This is a genomic window from Maridesulfovibrio ferrireducens, assembly GCF_016342405.1.
Lineage (GTDB): Bacteria > Desulfobacterota > Desulfovibrionia > Desulfovibrionales > Desulfovibrionaceae > Maridesulfovibrio > Maridesulfovibrio ferrireducens_A.
The window spans coordinates 97,263-115,218 of sequence record NZ_JAEINN010000013.1; the positions used below are offsets into that span (position 1 = coordinate 97,263).

The following is a 17,956-nucleotide window of genomic DNA, read 5'->3' on the forward strand; positions in this document are numbered from 1 at the left end:
GGGGTAAGGCGTAAGGAAAAGAGCTGCCTACAATCTCATGTGTAAAACTGTGGAGCTCGCGCATGAAGTTTTTCTACTGCGGTTATTTAGGCTGCTGATTTAGTTAAACTGTTTGGGCAAAGTCGGTCGCTAAATATGAAGCATTCCAAATGAAGAATTTTTCACGGATTTAATTTTTAATATTTATAAAAAAAGCACCATATGCAAATACTAGATAATATAAACTCTCTCTGGGGCGATGACTTAAAGCAAACACTTGAGCCTGGTGTTAAATTAAAAATTGCAGCGACTTGTTTTTCTATTTATGGCTATGAAGCTTTAAAAAAGGAATTAGATAAAATTGACTCTCTTGAGTTTATTTTCACTGCTCCAGCCTTTGTTCCAAATGATGTTGCGGACAAAATGTCGAAGGAGCGCAGAGAATTTCATATACCGAAGTTGCAACGAGAAAAAAGCTTATATGGAAGTGAGTTTGAACTTCAGTTGAAAAATAAGCTAACTCAGCGTGCAATTGCGAAGGAGTGTGCGGACTGGATACGGCGTAAAGCCACCTTTCGTTCAAATGCTACAAAATCCCCTATGCAGCAATTTGCTTGTTTAGAGACAGGACATACTGATGTAACTTATATGCCATTGCATGGTTTTACGGCTGTAGACCTTGGCTACCAGCAAGGTGATGCTGTTTCTAATCTTATAAACAAAATAGATGAAGCACCGCTTACAGCAACTTATATTCATCTTTTTGATCAGATATGGAACGATAATGGGCAGCTTAAGAATGTTACCGAGAGTATTTGTGCACACATAGAATCTGTTTATCAGGAAAACTCTCCTGAAAAAGTATATTTCTTGATGCTTTATAATATCTTTAATGAGTTCCTTGAAGACTTGAATGAAGACGTTTTGCCTAATGATTTGACCGGGTATAAAGATAGTGTTGTTTGGAATAAACTTTTTAATTTTCAAAGTGATGCTGCCACTGGAATCATCAATAAACTTGAAAGTTATAATGGGTGTATTCTTGCTGACAGTGTTGGTCTTGGTAAAACCTTTACCGCCCTTGCCGTTATCAAATATTACGAGCTTAGAAATCGCTCCGTATTGGTTCTTTGTCCTAAAAAATTGGCTGACAACTGGCTGAATTATAATCGGAACCTTAAAACAAATATCCTTGCTAAGGATCGCTTTAGTTATGATGTTTTGTGTCATACTGATTTACAGCGAACAAGTGGGGAATCTTTTGGTATTCCGTTGAATAAGGTGAATTGGGGAAACTATGATCTTATCGTGATAGACGAGTCTCATAATTTTCGTAACAACGACACTTATAAAGAGAAAGAAACCAGATATAAAAAATTAATGGATTCCGTTATTCGGGATGGTGTAAAGACTAAAGTTTTGATGCTGTCTGCTACTCCCGTAAATAACAAATTCAATGATCTTAGGAATCAGCTTGCGCTTGCCTACGAAGGTGAGTCTGAAAAACTTAGTGAAAAAATTAATGTAAAAAAGGGGATTGAAGAAATTTTTAGACAGGCTCAGACTGCCTTTAATAGCTGGTCAAAGTTTCCTTGTGAAGAACGCACTGCCAGTGCTATTTTAAATGCTTTGGATTTTGATTTTTTCGAGCTCCTGGATAAAGTTACAATTGCTCGTTCAAGGAAGCATATAGAAACTTTTTATGACACTACTGATATCGGGAATTTTCCCGTGAGACGTAAGCCTTTGTCATTTCGTAGCCCTTTGACGGATCTTCCCAACATTCCAAGTTTTAATGAGATTTATGCTCAACTGTCTTTACTGAAATTGTCAGTCTATGCGCCTGTCAGTTACATTTTGCCGAGCCGACTAAAAAAATACGAAGAATTATATGATACTGCCGTTGATGGAGGTAAAGGAAAGTTGCGTCAGGTGGACCGAGAAACAAGTCTTCAGTCGCTTATGACAACAAACTTGCTTAAGCGTCTTGAAAGTTCTGTAGAGTCTTTTCGGCTTACTCTTGGGGCTTTGGAAGAAAAGCATATTGATATGCTGGATAAGATTGAGCAATTTAAGAAATCAAAATCAGATTCGGCAAAAATAACTTTAGCTGAACAGTTCGGTTCAGTTGAGAGTGACGATGAAGATATTGCGGATCTGGAAGAATTTTTGATCGGGGGGAAAGTTCAGGTTAACCTTGCTGATATGGATCTTTTGTCTTGGGAACATGATTTGAGTGCAGATATTCATGTCATATCAGCCTTGCTGGGCGAGATGAGAAAGGTAACGGTTGAAGATGATTCAAAGCTTCAGCATATTAAAAAGCACATCAAGAATAAGATTGAAAACCCAATAAATGCGGGTAATAAAAAAATTATAATTTTTACTGCTTTTGCCGATACCGCCAACTATCTTTACGAAAATTTATCTAAGCAAATGGCTAAAGAGGGTATTCATTCAGGACTTGTTACAGGCAAGAACAGCCCTAAAAATTCTTTGAAAAAGGGATATGATTTCCAGTCAATTCTAACTTTATTTTCTCCTCGTTCCAAAGAAAAGGATTTGATTTTTCCGGATGAACCCGGTGAAATTGATTTATTGATTGGTACGGACTGTATTTCTGAAGGGCAAAATTTGCAGGACTGTGACTACCTTATTAACTATGACATACATTGGAATCCAGTTCGTATTATTCAACGCTTTGGGCGAGTTGATCGAATTGGTTCTTCAAACGAATTTATTCAGCTAGTGAATTACTGGCCTGATATCTCATTAGATGAATATATCAATCTGAAAGAGCGTGTGGAAAACAGAATGCATATTGTCGACCTCACTGGGACAGGTGATGACAATGTTCTTTCTGCGCAGGCAAATGATGTTGGATATCGGAAAGAGCAGCTACGCCGGCTGCAGGATGAAGTTATCGAGCTTGAAGATTTAAAAACAGGTGTAAACATCACTGATTTAGGCCTTAATGATTTTAGGATGGATTTGTTGAATTATATGAAAGATAAAGGGGATCTTGCCCACCTTCCTAATGGTTTACATGCTGTGATTTCGGCAGCCCCGAATAAAGGATTGCGTCCTGGTGTTATTTTTACTCTGCGTAACCGCAACAGTGCTGTAAATATTAATCAGCATAATAGGCTGCACCCATATTATCTCGTATATATCAGTAATGACGGTGAAATTATTACTGATCATACTCAGGTTAAGAAAATATTGGATATGGTCAGGAATGGCTGCAAAGGATTAGATTCTCCAATTTTTGAAGCTTGCAAAATTTTTAATGACAATACAAATGATGGTCGGGATATGAAGCATTATTCCGATCTGTTAGGGCAGGCTATTCAGTCTATTGTTGAAGTTAAAGAAGACACTGATATTGATAGCCTTTTTTCAGGTACGAAGACCAGCGCACTTCTTGATACAATACAAGGTCTTGATGATTTTGAAATAATTTCCTTTTTAGTTGTTGCAGGGTAGATAAACATGGCTTTTTTATATAATTTCCCGAAGCAAACTTTCGTTGGAAGCCCTCTTCCCAAAAGCAAGATATACAAACTTGCAGGCGTTAGTTCAAAAGTTCAAAAAATGTTTGTGCGTGAAGTTGAAAAAATCACATGGTCCTATAAATTGGCTCCTGAAACGATAAATTTGCCGGCAAGTGAGAGCGTGCAGGAGATACAAATTTTCACGGTTGCCCTCAGGACTGAAAAGTTAAACTATGAAGTTTTGGAAACCATTGATAAGGCCATACCTTCCCCTCTTTTTTTTGTCTTAGATTACGGCAATAAAAATAAGTATGTCGCGGCTTATAAGCGTCCGAGTGAAGTGGATAGAAGCAAATGGGTTGTTAGCGGGTATAGCGAAACAGAATGGATTAATGACGGTTCCGAGCGTAAAGAATTACCCGTTGTGCTGAACATGGGTGCTCTTTATCATACTCTTCTTAAAAACATTATCCCCTTACCTGCTCGTAAAAATGAGCCTATAAATAAACTTTTTTTGCGAATGGATCAGTTGCGGAGTATAAAGCGAGACGCTAGTAAGCTTGAGTCTCGGATAAGAAAAGAAAAGCAGTTTAATCGCAAGGTAGAGCTTAATTCTGAATTGAAAGCTCTGGAGCTGCAGATTCGGGGACTTGAGTAATTTTTAAAATTTTGCAGGAATTTTTATGAATAGTACCATAGTTGAAATTGCGAATGCTGTTATACAGCCTGAGGTTCGTGGTATTGATTGGTATACTTTTATAGGGACAGGAATTGGTGCTCTTGTGGCAGCTGCTTTTGCAGCTTGGTATACGAACTATTCTTTGAACAAGAGAGATAAACGATTCTTAGCTAGGGAAGAAGAAAAAGAACTGCAAGCGACTTTAGATACAGCTAATTATTATGCTCAAAATATAGATTTGCTTCTGACCGATCTGTGTGTCTTTTATAATTCAAAGCTCAATTTAAATGCTATTTTTTAAATAAAGAAGTGATTACTCCGTGTGAAATACGACCGATTATCAAAATGTCGCAGGAGGCTCATAAGCATCTTGCTTCGATTTCAGATAAAATAATAAAATGCTATTTTAGAATGACATTCAACTTTAATTTTTTAAATGATGGAATTGGGCATGTTAAAGTTGAAGGCGAAAAATTTAATAGCAAGCATGGAAAATATTCATCTGAAATAGCAATAGGTGAGAATGGTAGCGGTAATGAATCTTACTCTAATTATACACAAGTAATGCTAGATACTTTTAATGGAACAGAGAGAGCTCCTGGTCTTTATAATCAAACAATGAAAACATTTCGAGATGCATTTTTTTTCTTAGCTTTGCTGCAATGGAAAGGCGAAAAAAAAGGGGTTGATTTGGATATTAATCAGAATGGAAAATCTTATTTTCCAGATATGAATTTACAATATTTGCAAACAGAAGAATTTGAAAAGTCTTTTGCTGAGTTGAAGACTGCAACCGACTGGATAATGTTTTCGTATGAAGATTTACTTCATGCTTATGTACATAATAAAAACGATATTCTTGGATCATTGGAAAGGAATTAAAATGGATAAACTAAAAATGCATACCCCCGACCTGATAGATGATAATATTTCAAAGATTGCTCTGCAGTTCCCTAATTGCATAACTGAGTCTCGATCTAAAGATGGTAGTATAAAAAAGTCCATTGATTTTGATTTACTTCGCCAAGAGCTTTCAGATTCTATCGTTGAAGGTCCGAAAGAGCGATATCAACTTAATTGGCCGGGCAAGCGTGAAGCTTTGCTTGCCGCCAATGCTCCTATTGCCAAAACTTTGCGTCCTTGTCGTGATGAGAGTGTTAATTTTGATACCACTGAGAATTTGTTCATTGAGGGCGATAATCTTGATGCTCTCAAGCTTTTGCAGGAGAACTATCTCGGCAAGGTAAAAATGATTTATATTGATCCTCCGTATAATACTGGGAAGGATTTTATATACAGTGATAATTTTACAGAATCTGCTGAAGAATATTTGCTTGAATCTGAACAAAAAGATGAAGAAGGTAATCACTTAATTGCCAATACGGAAAGCAATGGGCGGTTTCATTCTGATTGGCTGAGTATGATGTATTCACGGCTTAAGCTTGCTAAGAATTTACTGAAAGAGGATGGGGCCATTTTTATTAGTATTGATGATAATGAAGTGCATAATTTGCGTAAAATTTGTGATGAAATTTTTGGGATAACTAATTTTATAGCTGAATTCGTTTGGAAAAGGCGAGTTTCTTCTGCAATGGCTGATAATAATGTGTCATCAGATCAAGACTATGTCATTTGCTACCAAAAAGGACAGTTGGAAGGTTTTACTGGTAACGAGAAAGATTTTAAAAAATATTCAAACCCAGATAATGACCCCCGAGGTCCATGGATTTCGGACAATTTAACTGTTGGAATGACTGCATCAATGCGTCCGAATCAAGCTTACAATTTAGTAGACCCTTCAACTGGAAGCATTTACCCATACAATCCTAATCGAGTTTGGGCTTTTATCCCAAAATCAATGGAGAAAATGATTGCAGAAGGTAGAGTCATTTTTCCAGAAGATATATCCAGAAGGCCAATGCAAAAGCGGTTTAAAAATGAACTTAAAAGTACGCACAATCCGTTTTCAACATTGATGAGTGACAAAGTTGGGCTAAACACAGAAGCGACAAGGCAGATACAGCAAGTTCTGGGAGGTAATATTTTTGACTATTCGAAACCTCTTTCATTATTAACGGTTCTTATTTCTCAAGTTTGTAATGGCGACGATCTTATTCTTGATTTTTTTGCAGGCTCTAGTGTAACTGCTCACGCTGTCATGCAACTAAACGCAGAAGACAAGGGCAACCGCAAATTTATTATGGTCCAGCTCCCCGAAGAGTGTGACGAAAAATCTGAAGCTTTCAAAGCTGGCTACAAAACCATTGCCGAAATTTCCAAAGAACGTATTCGCCGTGCCGGAGCAAAGATAAAAGACGAAAATCCAGACGCAACTGATCTTGATATCGGCTTTCGTGTTTTGAAAGTAGACAGCAGCAATATGGCTGATGTCTACTACTCTCCTGATGCAATGAGGCAAGATTTAATTGCAGCAATGACTGACAATATTAAAGCTGGCCGTAGCGAGGAAGACTTACTTTTTCAGGTGCTTCTTGATTGGGGTGTTGATCTTTCTCTGCCTATTAAAAAAGAAGTTGTTGCCGGGCTTGATGTGTTTTTTGTGGATGAAAATTCTTTAGCAGCATGCTTTGCGAATAATGGCGAAATTACCGAAGATTTTTGCAAGAAGTTGGCGGAATATAAACCTTTACGAATTGTGTTCCGTGATTCTGGCTTTAAAGGTGATAGCGTTAAGATTAATGTGGAGCAAATTTTTAAACTTATGTCGCCCCATACTGAAGTGAAGACGATATGACCCTCGAAAAACACGAAAAGAATACACCGGGTAAAGCCACAGAAAATACAGCAATTAAGAAAGTTGGATTTGATGATGTGGTTGGGCTGTTTGAGAAAACTCAATCCGCTATGCAGAGTCAGGTCGCGCGTTCCGTGGATATTGCGTTGGTCGTGCGCAATTGGTTGTTCGGCTGGTATATTGTGGAATTTGAAAGCGGTGGTGCAGAACGGGCTGATTTGTATGGAAAGAGATTGATTGAGTCTTTATCTGAAAGACTTGTTAAATTAGGTATTAAAGGTATGTCCCCTACCAATTTACGAAAATTCAGAGAATTTTATCAGGCCTATGCAAAGATTCAACAGACGCTGTCTGTTACATCTCTTAGCTCTTCAGAAAAGATTCAACAGACAGAGTCTGCCAAATCTCAAACATCCCAAACACTGTCTGGGATGTTGCCTATAGATGGGGTTGATACCTGTAATCTTTGGCAAACATTATCAGTGAGTTTCAATTTAAGCTGGTCCCACTATGTTGTGCTTTTAACTATTAAATCCAGCGATGAACGAAAATTTTATGAAATTGAAGCAATTGAAAATAGCTGGAGTCTCCGAGAGCTGAAGCGTCAAATCAATTCTAGTTTTTATGAGCGATTAGCTTTGAGCAGAGATAAAGAAAAAGTTAGAGAGCTTTCAGAAAAAGGCCAGCTTGTAAGCTCCCCTAAAGATGTTTTAAAAAGTCCATATGTGTTGGAATTTTTGGGGCTAGAAGAAAATTTTAGTTATTCCGAACATGATTTAGAAACGGCAATTATTAATAAGATCGAGCATTTTCTCTTAGAGCTGGGTAAAGGTTTCCTTTTTGAAGCCCGGCAGAAGAGGTTTACCTTTGATGACGATCACTTCTATGTGGATTTGGTGTTCTACAATCGCCTATTGCGTTGCTATGTCGTTATTGATTTGAAACGTGAAAGATTGACTCATCAAGACTTGGGACAGATGCAAATGTACGTGAATTATTTTGATCGCCATGTGAAGCTTGCTGATGAAAAACCAACTATTGGTATTTTGCTTTGTCATAGTAAGAGCGACGGATTAGTTGAACTAACCTTACCGAAAGAATCCAATATTTATGCATCCGAGTATCAGCTTTACCTTCCTTCCAAAGAGGAATTGAAGAAACAACTGGAAGAAGCACAGCAGGACTGGGAGGCTCATCATGAAGTTGAAATTTAAAAAACAGGCTTACCAGACGCGGGCAGTAGATGCGGTTGTGAACTGCTTTAAAGGGCAACCTTGCACACAAGGATTAAATTACCGTATTGATCCAGGAAGTGCTCTTGATGTAGCTGCGATAGGATTTAAAAATGATGATCTAATTTTAAATGAGAATCAGTTCCTAGAAAATATTCAAGCTGTTCAGCGTTTACAAAATTTGCCGCAGAGTAATTCTTTAACCGAGTTTAAAACCCTAAATAAAAATGCGTTAAAATTAGATCCTGCCTATACTAAAAAAGCTCTGGCCATTTGCAAATATCATTTAGATATCGAAATGGAAACCGGAACCGGAAAGACATACTGCTATATTAAAACCATTTTTGAGATGAATAAAAGGTTCGGCTGGACCAAATTTATTATAGTGGTTCCAAGTATTGCTATCCGTGAAGGCGTGCTCAAATCTTTTGATATCACAGCAGATCACTTTCAAGAAAGCTATCACAAAAAAGCTAAGTTCTTTATTTATGATTCTAAACAATTAGAGAAGCTTGAAAGTTATTCTTCAGATGCTGGAATTAATGTTATGGTTATTAATGTGCAGGCATTTAATGCTCGCGGAAAAGATAATCGCCGCATTTATGAAGAACTCGATGATTTTCAGAGTCGCAAACCTATTGATGTAATTAAAGCCAACAAGCCCATTTTAATCCTTGATGAACCTCAAAAGATGGGAGGGGAAAAGACTTTAGATTCACTTAAAGAGTTCGCTCCACTTTTTGTTCTCCGTTACTCCGCTACGCATAAGGCCCAGCACAATAGGATTCACCGTCTGGATGCTTTGGATGCTTATAATCAAAAGCTTGTAAAAAAGATTTCTGTCCGAGGTATATCTGTAAAAGGACTGCCTGGAACAAATGCCTATCTTTATTTGGAGTCGATTGAAATTTCCAAGCAAAGTCCTGTTGCCAGAATTGAAGTGGAGATAAAGCAAAACTCCGGAATTAAGCGGTCGATGCAGCGATTGGTCAAGGGAAGTAACCTCCATGATATTTCAGGCGGACTTGAGCAGTATAAGGATTTTGTTATAGCTGACATTGATGCCATTACAGATATGGTTGAATTCACAAACGGGCATAAATTGTATGCGGGAGAAGCGACTGGTGATGTTGATGAAGCAATGCTTCGTCGTATCCAGATAAGGGAAGCTGTCAAAGCCCATTTGGAAAAAGAGCAAGTTCTTTTCAAGCAAGGGATTAAGGTTCTAACGCTATTTTTTATCGATGAAGTCGCAAAGTACAGATTATATACTGAAGCAGGACATGAAGGAGGTGAATATGCAAAAGTTTTTGAAGAAGAGTACGCAGATGCGGTCGCTGAGTTAAAATGTGATTTGCTTATACAGGATGATTATAAACAATATCTCAAAGAAACTTTAGTTGAGAGCACTCATAAAGGCTATTTTTCTAAAGATAAGAAAGGAAAAATGGTTGATGCTTTGAAAGCATCGAGAAGTGAAAAAACTGAAAGTACAGACATAAGCGCATATGATTTAATTCTTAAGGATAAAGAAAGGCTTTTGTCTTTTGCAGAGCCAACGCGATTTATTTTTTCCCATTCTGCCCTTCGTGAAGGTTGGGATAATCCTAATGTTTTTGTAATCTGTACTCTTAAGCACAGCGATAATACTATTTCTCGTCGGCAAGAAGTCGGGCGCGGGCTTCGTATTGCTGTGAATCAGTTTGGAGAAAGACAGGATTCCCCAGAAACAGTCCACCAGACCAATGTCCTGACTGTTGTGGCTAGTGAAAGTTATAAAGATTTTGTAACGGCACTACAAAAAGATATTAGTGACTCTCTTTCGGAAAGACCGCGTGTTGCTGATGAAGAATATTTCACAGGAAAAGTATTATTGGTAGAAGGTAAAGATGTTGAAGTCACTCCTCAAATGGCCAAGCAGATATATAGATATCTTTTGAAAAATGATTATACCGATGACAATGATAATATAGCTCCAGAGTATCATGAGGCTGTAAAGACTGGAAGCGTAGCAGCCTTACCTGTTGAACTGCAGCCATTTAGCGATCAAATTTTCCAATTAATAAATAGTGTTTACAGTGATACAGGGTTGCCACAACTAGAAAATGGTCGAGCTCCTAAAACAAATTCTTTGAATGCTAATTTTGATAAAAAAGAGTTTAAAGAGCTTTGGAACAGGATTAACCGAAAAGCTGTGTATAGTGTCCATTTTGACAGCTCTGAATTGGTGGATAAGTGCGTAAATGTTTTGAATGAAACTCTACAGGTTGCTCCTTTGCAGTATGTCATTCAGAAGGGGGAGCAGATTGCGGAAGTTAGCTCTAATAAAATTAAATCAGGTGAAAGTTTTAAAATTAGTGAAACGACAACGGAGCAAAATACGAAGTCTATTCACTCTGCTGTAAAGTATGACTTGATTGGTAAACTCTCTGAAAATGCTCAACTGACCAGAGGAACTGTGGCAAATATTTTGGGCAAAATAAGAAAGCCAGTTTTTGATTTATTCAAAGTAAATCCTGAAAGTTTTATTGCGGAATCCACCCGACTCATCCGTGAACAGAAGGCAACCGCAGTTATTGAACGGTTAAGCTATGATACTACTTCTGAAACTCATGATATGGATATTTTTACTCTTGGACAAAGTAACCAGGATTTCAGTAAAGCCGGAGCTCCGCTTAAACATCATATTTATGATTACGCTATAACTGATTCTAAGATAGAGCGAGATTTTGTAAATGAGCTGGATACCAGCAAAGAAGTTGTTGTTTACGCAAAATTGCCCAATGGTTTTTCAATTCCAACCCCTGTAGGGAATTATAACCCAGACTGGGCTATTTCATTTAAGGAAGGGGCTGTAAAGCATGTCTACTTTGTGGCTGAAACGAAAGGTTCAATGTCTACTATGGAATTACGGGAAATAGAGAAAACAAGAATCAAATGCGCCCGCAAGTTTTTTGAGGAAATTAACCGGACAATTACTCCTAAAAACGTAAAATATGATGTCGTGAATAGTTACAGCAAGTTGATGGATGTAGTCGGGGTTAGGTGAATACCGGAAGCTGATATGCTTAAATCGGATGATTATTAGTATATATTTTGATATACACTGTGATCTACATTCAAGCTTAAAGAACACAAAAAATGCCCAAAACAAATAGACCGTAAAACAATATTCTTATTAAAAACAACTCCTTAAACAAGATGCACTTGCTTGACATGCAAGGGGTCAGCAGTTCAAAGCTGCTCGTGCCTACCATTAGGTAGAACAAGGCTGGTTATCGAAAGATAGCCAGCCTTTTTATTCTTTTAAAATCCAGACTAATTTAGCGGACGAATCTACTCCGCATCAGGTGCAGGTAAAGGATTAGCAAGGGAATGTGCGAGCATTGCATCCATCAAATTTTCGGTATTTGCCGCCTCGTCGTCAGACCCCATCTCTTTTAATCCTACAAAAGCCTCACGAACCATATTCAACCCTTCTTCACGGCTACCTGAGACATAAAGAAGCTGACCAAGAAGCTCACCGATAGGACAAATATAGGACAAATCTCCTAGATCCTTAACTAGAGAATAGGCCTCAATCAGCATGAGCAAAGCTTTTTCCTTATTATCTCTGGAAATCTCTATCTGTGCCATCTCAAAAAGAGTCAGCCCGCGCCCTTTGGAATCATCATTGTTCTTACATTCCTCAAGATGCTCTTCAAGTTGTGAAAGCGCTTCTTCAATCTCATCATTTTGTGTAAAATTATTCATAGACATTATTTATTACATCTCCATATTTGAAATAATTTTTAATTAAAGAGTTAATGTAGTTAAACCATACGCACTGCGGCCCATATACTGGAAAACAGCCCGTAAAATAGTTAAATAATAATCCAATGCAATTTATTCAATTATTTAGACAGTTGCAAACCATATCTCTTGCTTGGCATGCATGAGTCAACCCAAATACACATGAATCGGACATTTTTTGCAGACCATCCTTTCCTTCCCCGTTGCGAAAAAAGACCACTTTCAATACTCTCCCTTTGAAATTGGACAGCAAAGGAAAATTAAAATGATATATTACACTCAATTCAAGACTCGTTTATGGGAGATAATCCTAGTAGGTAACGAATTAGGACTTTCTAACCTGCACATGGTCACTGAGGCGGGTAAACGGAACTTCAAAATTTCGGTAAATTGGCAACGAAACGATTCCTTTTTTGAAACAATCAAGGAACAAATACTTGAATACTTTGCCGGACAACGAAAACAATTCGACATCACTTTGAATCCACAAGGTACTGATTTTCAAAAACGAGTTTGGGAACAACTTTACGCCATCCCTTTCGGAGAAATACGAACATACAAAGATATTGCCATTGCCATAGGTAATGAAAAAGCCTCCAGAGCCGTGGGAATGGCTAATTCAAAAAACCCTCTTCCACTCATTGTACCTTGCCATCGTGTAATTGGCAGCAACGGCAAATTGACAGGCTTTGCGCACGGACTGAAAGCCAAAGAACAATTACTTAAACTTGAAAACAACACATTAAGATAATTATATTTGATAATAATGAGTTACGCATCTTTTCTTATCAAACAACAATCAAGTTTGCTTCGTGTAAATGTGCGTATTATAAATCTTGAAATCAATAGTAGTTGTATTAATAATTACATTGAATAGTACATTAAAGTGTAACAAAAAAAATTAAAGGGTTTTTTGCCGGAGTAGGCGGACAGCCTGCAAATAACGGTGGATTAGCAACTGATCTAGAAGTCAGAAATCAAACCCAAAGTTATGATTATCTTGTAAAATTTGATATAAACGGCGACGCAACCATGACTGCACAGACCGGTTCCGGAGACGGAACAGTAGCTGGTGTGGGAGCGAATACGGGACAAGGTGTCGGCGCAGTTGACGTTACCATAACTTTTGCGGCTCTCAATGCGTCTACCGGAATTTACGGCAAGGCCCAGCCTGACAAACCAACAAATTACCATACTTACGCCGCAGGATTAGTTGGAATTACCGGGGCCTATGGATTTGGATTGCAGGACCGTGCCGGAGCTACTCTAATGAATTTCAACAGGATAGCCCAACCCAATGGATACCTTGAGATCGGTATAGACACTGAAAACCATGCAGTAATTGGAGCAAGCCCTTCACAGAAATCAGGTGTTACAGTCACAGTTAACAAGTTTGCTTCTAAAGATATGGATGCCAGCGAACTGAAGACCACTTACTCTGTTAATGACTTCACTACGTACGCAACAATTTGCTCCTTCAACGCCTCCATCAATGTCAATGGCTGGTACGGATTTTTCATGTTAAATTCCAACAGCCTGCCTACAGGATCACCTACTGCTCTACAGTTAATTAAGCTTTATGAATCCAACGGAACATCTGCGTTCTTCGGGAATTACGCTGCAACGGGACCAATTTACTCTGACGGTGCGTGGTGGCTGACAGATCTTTCCGGCAATCATATTTTACCCAGTGATAGAATCATTACCGGAAATCATTATTATGCACACTTTGTTGTGAAAAATAACGGTAAGTATGACGAAAACCCGGCCCTCGGTCAGATTACAGCCCCGATTGCACTGGGAACTGACACTTCTAGCTCCGGGTGTGTACTAAACTCAGAAGCTAATTTCACCTTTGAACTTGCAGGACTATTTCTCGCAGCCCTTATTCTTGCCGGTTTCCGCAAGAAAACTACCAGTGAAAAACTAAAATAATTAAATTAGAATGATGGTAGTCTTATACGTATAGATCGACAGCAATTCAAGGCCGGTTATCGAAAGGTAGCCGGCTTTTTGTCGTGGGGAATAGGCTAATAAACTTCTACTGTATAGCAACACCAATTATTATAATCAAAACACTCTGGGCCAATTTTTTACTTCAATAATGCCATATTTACACAATACTCACAGAATGCTATTATATAGATATTAACTGCGCTGATGTGTTACTAGTTATCATGTCATCAGTCTTACATTTCGCATAAAACATACACCACTAATTGATGAATTGGCATATTCGCCAGCAGCCTAAAAAATAAAGAAATAAAATTTATTTCGCCTTAACCTATAATCAACAATAAGACAAAAAATATGCAAGAACAATTTTTACTATATGAAGTTCTTTCCCCTGACCAAAGAATAATTGTTGATGCTGTAAAAAAACATTGTTCTAGTGTTATGGACTTTAATCCAAGATTCAGCTTCTTTACGCTTCATGGATCAACTCATATTGAAAACCTTGTTACTATAGCCAATAATCTCATAGATGGTGGAATTAAATTACAAGAAAATGAGGCTTTTTATTTATATTTATCCATTTGTCTCCACGATATAGGAATGACAATTCCTCTCAAAGACCTTGAAACAAAATCCGTATTCAAAGGTCTTGAGCTTATCTCAGACCCAACATATGCTGAAAACTTTATTCGTGAAAATCACCACGATTTAATAGATGAATATGTTGCTTCCAATTTTAGTTTTTTAGCTTCGCTGGACATAGCCCCTTCTACTATTGCAATCGTTAAAGAAATATGCAGAGCTCATCGTAGAGTCAATTTAGGTGATCTTAGTGGACACGAAAAAAACGTTGGAGCGCTGCTTAGATTGATTGATGAGTTAGATATTGGCCCAAGTCGAGCGCCTATATCAACTTTAAATGCTAAATATAAAGAAATGGATTCAACCTCATGCTGGCACTGGTTTAAACATAACATTACGCAAGACTGGCAACTTCACCATAACATGAGATACTTCACCCGAAATAATAAAAAAAGCATTGAATTCATTGTTGTTGTGAGCCCTCCCCAAGAATCAAGTATTCCTTATTGGTTAAAGCAGTGTATTCGTCCATTGCAAAAAGTTTTAGACGATGAAAAAGTTTCTTCCATAATTGACGAAAGATGGAATACTAAAATTACTATTCGCTATGGAAGCCGGATGTCTAAGAAAAATTATCTTGGAGATGACTGGAACGAAATTGAACAAATAGCCCTTTCTTCTGGAAAAAAAACCATCCTTCTTATTGATGATGAAAGTAGAAAAATGGAAGATCTATTTCTCCCTCTTATGGAAAACTATCATATTATGTACTCTGTAAATGCCAAAGATGCATTTACAAAACTTGCTGCAACTCAAATTGATTTAGCTATTGTCGACATGCAAATTGGATCTGGAGACCTCTGGAGTGCTCAGGAAACTCAAAATTGCAAAACAACAGGAGTTAATATTTGTAACAAAATATTAACAGACCATCCCACCACCCAAATTGGAGTTCTTACTGGTACCCGCCACGAAGTAGAAGGATTGTCATTCGACAAATTAGCTTTCTTTTGTAAAAAACCAATTCAACCTTCTCATTTTGAAAAAAGGGTAAATGATGTTCTTAGATAATGAAACTATTCACATTGACGAAAGCTCTGAGGGAATATGGAGCTTAGTCGACGTTTTACTAGAAGAAGTTAATGAAGAATTCAACTTATCGGCGTCAATCCTTATGAAATGCCAAACAGCACACAGTTGTAGCCTCTTATCTTGCTCTAACATTGACAAATCTCCCCTTGAAGGAGGCGAAAAACAACTAGTCTTTCGGCTCATCGATGAATGTGCAAAACATTATAAAGGGCCACACGTCCATAAAATTAGTGACGACCTTTTAAAAAAAATAACCCCCCTAATCAAACGTAGAAACGCTGTTAATCAAATACTATTTATTCCATTTAAACTTTCTTCAGAATTTTTTATTGCTATAGCCTTTCAGGGAAATGCCTCGTTAAAAGAACTCCCACAATCTTTAGCCCCACGATTTTCAGAAATAATTCTCCTTTCTAAAAAAGTTTCTGACATGGATGATCTAATTAGCAGACTCCATACTTTAGAAAATTATGTAAAAGAAGTAGGACATGACTTTGCGAGCTCAGTTCAATCCACGTTACCGAAATTGAATAATGTTATAAAAGGGCTATACGAAGGTCCTATGGCTATAGACAAAATTAAAGAAGCTAAAAATGAAATATGGGCAGCATATAGATATGCATCGAATCTAGGACTTGTTGTAGACCCTAACTACTCTATTACAAATGGAAATCACTTTAACTTTATCGACGTCGTCGATAATGTTTTAAATCAATATCAAAGCGAGATTGATGAAAGACATATTAAAGTCACGGTTGAATGCAATTTACCAAGTCTTAATGTTTGGGGAGACGATGAAGCCATAGCAAGCGCCGTTAGCCACTATCTTATAAACGCAATCAAATACTCTTTCGGATCATCTACTATTTACATATATATCAATGATGTAAGATCTGAGGTTGAATTCAAAATACGTAACAAAGGCATGAGACTCAACAGAGACGAATCTCCCAACCTCTGGAAGTGTGGGTTTAGAGGACGTAACGCATATGAAAGGCATGTTAACGGCTGTGGCATTGGACTTTATACGATAAAAAAAATCATTGAAGGCCATGGTGGTAATGTTTGTTGCCGCAATATCCATGAAGACCAAGTTGAATTTTCTTTTCAAATTCCTAAAGACAAAATCTTTATGAAAAAATTGTTATAAATTGTCACCCAAAAAATAGCCAACGTTACGCCAAACAAGAGTTATTTGCCTACTTTAAAAAAACTCGAAATTGTTTCTATCACAAAAGTAAGTTTAATTATTTCAGAGCATGAAAACCGTCTCTCTGGCTTAACAGACAAAAAAGTAATAGTTCAGCTTTGCTCTTGCTTAAGATTTATGTACCCCCCTCATCCCCCCTGTCGCGCAACATCCTTATCAATAGCCTTCCAGCCGACAGCGAAGCTTGTCATTTTCTTAATATTCTGAGCAACAACGTTATTCTTTACGTTAGCGACAAAAGTTGTTTCATGATACGGATAGGCTGTTTTAAAGACCAAATCAGGATACGCGGCAAAGCTTGCCTCTAAGAGGCTGGATGCTCTCACATCCCCCACTTCATGATATGAAGCGATAGCCGCCCATGATTGCTGATTTTCACGAATATAGCGAGCGAGATCATCTGCAATTTCGACCTCTGCGCCTTCTATGTCTATTTTGAAAAAATCAACTCCCTCAGGTGCATGTTCAGCAACTAAATCATCCAAAGTTATAGCTTGTACGGTGTCTGAATCCGCCGCATCAACACAACTTTCCCCGCCGGACTTGTGCTTAAATCCTACTTCACCACTTTTGCTGTAAAGGGCCTTCCTGACAAGTTCACAATTGGTGAATCCGTTTTTATCAATATCAGAATCTATAAAATCAGCGCTTTGCTTGTCAGGCTCAAGAAAAACAACCTTTCCTTTCTCAGCAACTGCGCTGAAATACATTCCTGAAATACCGTTCCACGGTCCGGCATCCACAACAACAGAATCCGCTGCAATGGTTCCGGGCAGCGTGTATCCTCTAAGTTCACACACAAATTCAAAAAAAGGGCATGCGGATGTCAAAAAACGAGCTTTTCCTATCTTGCATTCCCACGCTTTGTGCTGAAAGGAGTAGCGAGTCATGGGATTATATTTCCAAACCGGCAAATATCCTAAAGTCGGTGTAAACTTTACTGCAAACCAGTCCCCTATTTTGACAAGTGAAAAATCCCTTGAACAAAATAAGTTCTCCACTTCTTGGAACTGTTCAACAGTTTCTTTTTCGATCTGGCCTATAAATTCATGAATCAACTCGCTATCCATGCGCCCTCCTGCTTAATAAACAGATACAGAGATAAACTTTTTTAAACAACTGTAAGACAAATATTTTCAACCTATTTACTTTTGTTCAAATAAACCTATAATTTTATCAGAGCCG

13 protein-coding genes are annotated in these 17,956 nt (G+C 37.8%); 11 read left to right on the forward strand and 2 right to left on the reverse strand.

The window, feature by feature from the left end; genetic code table 11:
* The first annotated feature begins 201 nt into the window (after window positions 1-201).
* From JEY82_RS14390 to JEY82_RS14420, 7 genes are read left to right on the forward strand one after another with little or no spacing between them, the layout of a single operon-like run.
* The gene (locus tag JEY82_RS14390; protein ID WP_304086743.1) at window positions 202-3,465 is read left to right on the forward strand and encodes a helicase-related protein; all 3,264 of its coding nucleotides are present in this window, start codon (window positions 202-204) and stop codon (window positions 3,463-3,465) included.
* A gap of 6 nt (window positions 3,466-3,471) precedes the next feature.
* Window positions 3,472-4,131 (forward strand): DUF4391 domain-containing protein, encoded by a 660-nt coding sequence (locus tag JEY82_RS14395; protein WP_304086746.1) that lies wholly within the window; start codon window positions 3,472-3,474, stop codon window positions 4,129-4,131.
* 25 nt (window positions 4,132-4,156) lie between these two features.
* Window positions 4,157-4,453: a hypothetical protein gene (locus JEY82_RS14400; protein ID WP_304086749.1), complete on the forward strand. Its 297-nt coding sequence runs from the start codon at window positions 4,157-4,159 to the stop codon at window positions 4,451-4,453.
* Between the two features lie 44 nt (window positions 4,454-4,497).
* A complete protein-coding gene (locus tag JEY82_RS14405) occupies window positions 4,498-5,034 on the forward strand; it encodes a hypothetical protein (protein ID WP_304086751.1) in 537 nt (178 codons plus the stop codon).
* A gap of 1 nt (window position 5,035) precedes the next feature.
* Entirely contained in the window at window positions 5,036-6,907 is a 1,872-nt protein-coding gene (locus JEY82_RS14410; RefSeq protein WP_304086754.1) for a site-specific DNA-methyltransferase, read from the forward strand.
* On the forward strand, window positions 6,904-8,121 hold the full coding sequence (locus JEY82_RS14415; protein WP_304086757.1) for a YhcG family protein: 1,218 nt from the start codon (window positions 6,904-6,906) through the stop codon (window positions 8,119-8,121). The genes JEY82_RS14410 and JEY82_RS14415 overlap by 4 nt, the downstream gene beginning before the upstream one ends.
* A complete protein-coding gene (locus tag JEY82_RS14420) occupies window positions 8,105-11,188 on the forward strand; it encodes a type III restriction-modification system endonuclease (protein WP_304086759.1) in 3,084 nt (1,027 codons plus the stop codon). The genes JEY82_RS14415 and JEY82_RS14420 overlap by 17 nt, the downstream gene beginning before the upstream one ends.
* Before the next feature lie 287 nt (window positions 11,189-11,475).
* Here JEY82_RS14420 and JEY82_RS14425 read toward each other — a convergent pair whose 3' ends face one another.
* Window positions 11,476-11,898 carry a hypothetical protein gene (locus tag JEY82_RS14425; RefSeq protein ID WP_304086762.1) on the reverse strand — a complete coding sequence of 141 codons (423 nt, stop codon included), beginning with the start codon at window positions 11,896-11,898 and terminating at the stop codon, window positions 11,476-11,478.
* Between the two features lie 298 nt (window positions 11,899-12,196).
* Between JEY82_RS14425 and JEY82_RS14430 the strand changes: the two genes are divergently transcribed.
* The 4 genes from JEY82_RS14430 (at window position 12,197) to JEY82_RS14445 (ending at window position 16,711) form a co-directional block, all read left to right on the forward strand.
* Entirely contained in the window at window positions 12,197-12,682 is a 486-nt protein-coding gene (locus tag JEY82_RS14430) for a methylated-DNA--[protein]-cysteine S-methyltransferase (RefSeq protein WP_304086764.1), read from the forward strand.
* Window positions 12,683-12,963: 281 nt separating this feature from the next.
* Entirely contained in the window at window positions 12,964-13,866 is a 903-nt protein-coding gene (locus JEY82_RS14435; protein ID WP_304086768.1) for a hypothetical protein, read from the forward strand.
* Between the two features lie 375 nt (window positions 13,867-14,241).
* The gene (locus JEY82_RS14440; protein WP_304086770.1) at window positions 14,242-15,540 is read left to right on the forward strand and encodes a hypothetical protein; all 1,299 of its coding nucleotides are present in this window, start codon (window positions 14,242-14,244) and stop codon (window positions 15,538-15,540) included.
* Complete coding sequence (locus tag JEY82_RS14445) at window positions 15,527-16,711, forward strand: sensor histidine kinase KdpD (protein ID WP_304086772.1); 1,185 nt, start codon at window positions 15,527-15,529, stop codon at window positions 16,709-16,711. Before JEY82_RS14440 ends, JEY82_RS14445 begins: the two co-directional genes overlap by 14 nt.
* Before the next feature lie 188 nt (window positions 16,712-16,899).
* On the opposite strand, the gene JEY82_RS14450 is transcribed toward JEY82_RS14445, so the two are convergent.
* Window positions 16,900-17,841, reverse strand: coding sequence for an FkbM family methyltransferase (locus JEY82_RS14450; RefSeq protein ID WP_304086775.1), 942 nt, complete (start codon window positions 17,839-17,841; stop codon window positions 16,900-16,902).
* Window positions 17,842-17,956 lie beyond the last annotated feature (115 nt).

Coding starts and splice junctions, on each gene's coding strand:
- JEY82_RS14390 (WP_304086743.1), top strand. CDS start 202: ATGCAAATACTAGATAATATAAACTCTCTCTGGGGCGATGACTTAAAG.
- JEY82_RS14395 (WP_304086746.1), top strand. CDS start 3,472: ATGGCTTTTTTATATAATTTCCCGAAGCAAACTTTCGTTGGAAGCCCT.
- JEY82_RS14400 (WP_304086749.1), top strand. CDS start 4,157: ATGAATAGTACCATAGTTGAAATTGCGAATGCTGTTATACAGCCTGAG.
- JEY82_RS14405 (WP_304086751.1), top strand. CDS start 4,498: ATGTCGCAGGAGGCTCATAAGCATCTTGCTTCGATTTCAGATAAAATA.
- JEY82_RS14410 (WP_304086754.1), top strand. CDS start 5,036: ATGGATAAACTAAAAATGCATACCCCCGACCTGATAGATGATAATATT.
- JEY82_RS14415 (WP_304086757.1), top strand. CDS start 6,904: ATGACCCTCGAAAAACACGAAAAGAATACACCGGGTAAAGCCACAGAA.
- JEY82_RS14420 (WP_304086759.1), top strand. CDS start 8,105: ATGAAGTTGAAATTTAAAAAACAGGCTTACCAGACGCGGGCAGTAGAT.
- JEY82_RS14425 (WP_304086762.1), bottom strand. CDS start 11,898: ATGTCTATGAATAATTTTACACAAAATGATGAGATTGAAGAAGCGCTT.
- JEY82_RS14430 (WP_304086764.1), top strand. CDS start 12,197: ATGATATATTACACTCAATTCAAGACTCGTTTATGGGAGATAATCCTA.
- JEY82_RS14435 (WP_304086768.1), top strand. CDS start 12,964: ATGACTGCACAGACCGGTTCCGGAGACGGAACAGTAGCTGGTGTGGGA.
- JEY82_RS14440 (WP_304086770.1), top strand. CDS start 14,242: ATGCAAGAACAATTTTTACTATATGAAGTTCTTTCCCCTGACCAAAGA.
- JEY82_RS14445 (WP_304086772.1), top strand. CDS start 15,527: ATGTTCTTAGATAATGAAACTATTCACATTGACGAAAGCTCTGAGGGA.
- JEY82_RS14450 (WP_304086775.1), bottom strand. CDS start 17,841: ATGGATAGCGAGTTGATTCATGAATTTATAGGCCAGATCGAAAAAGAA.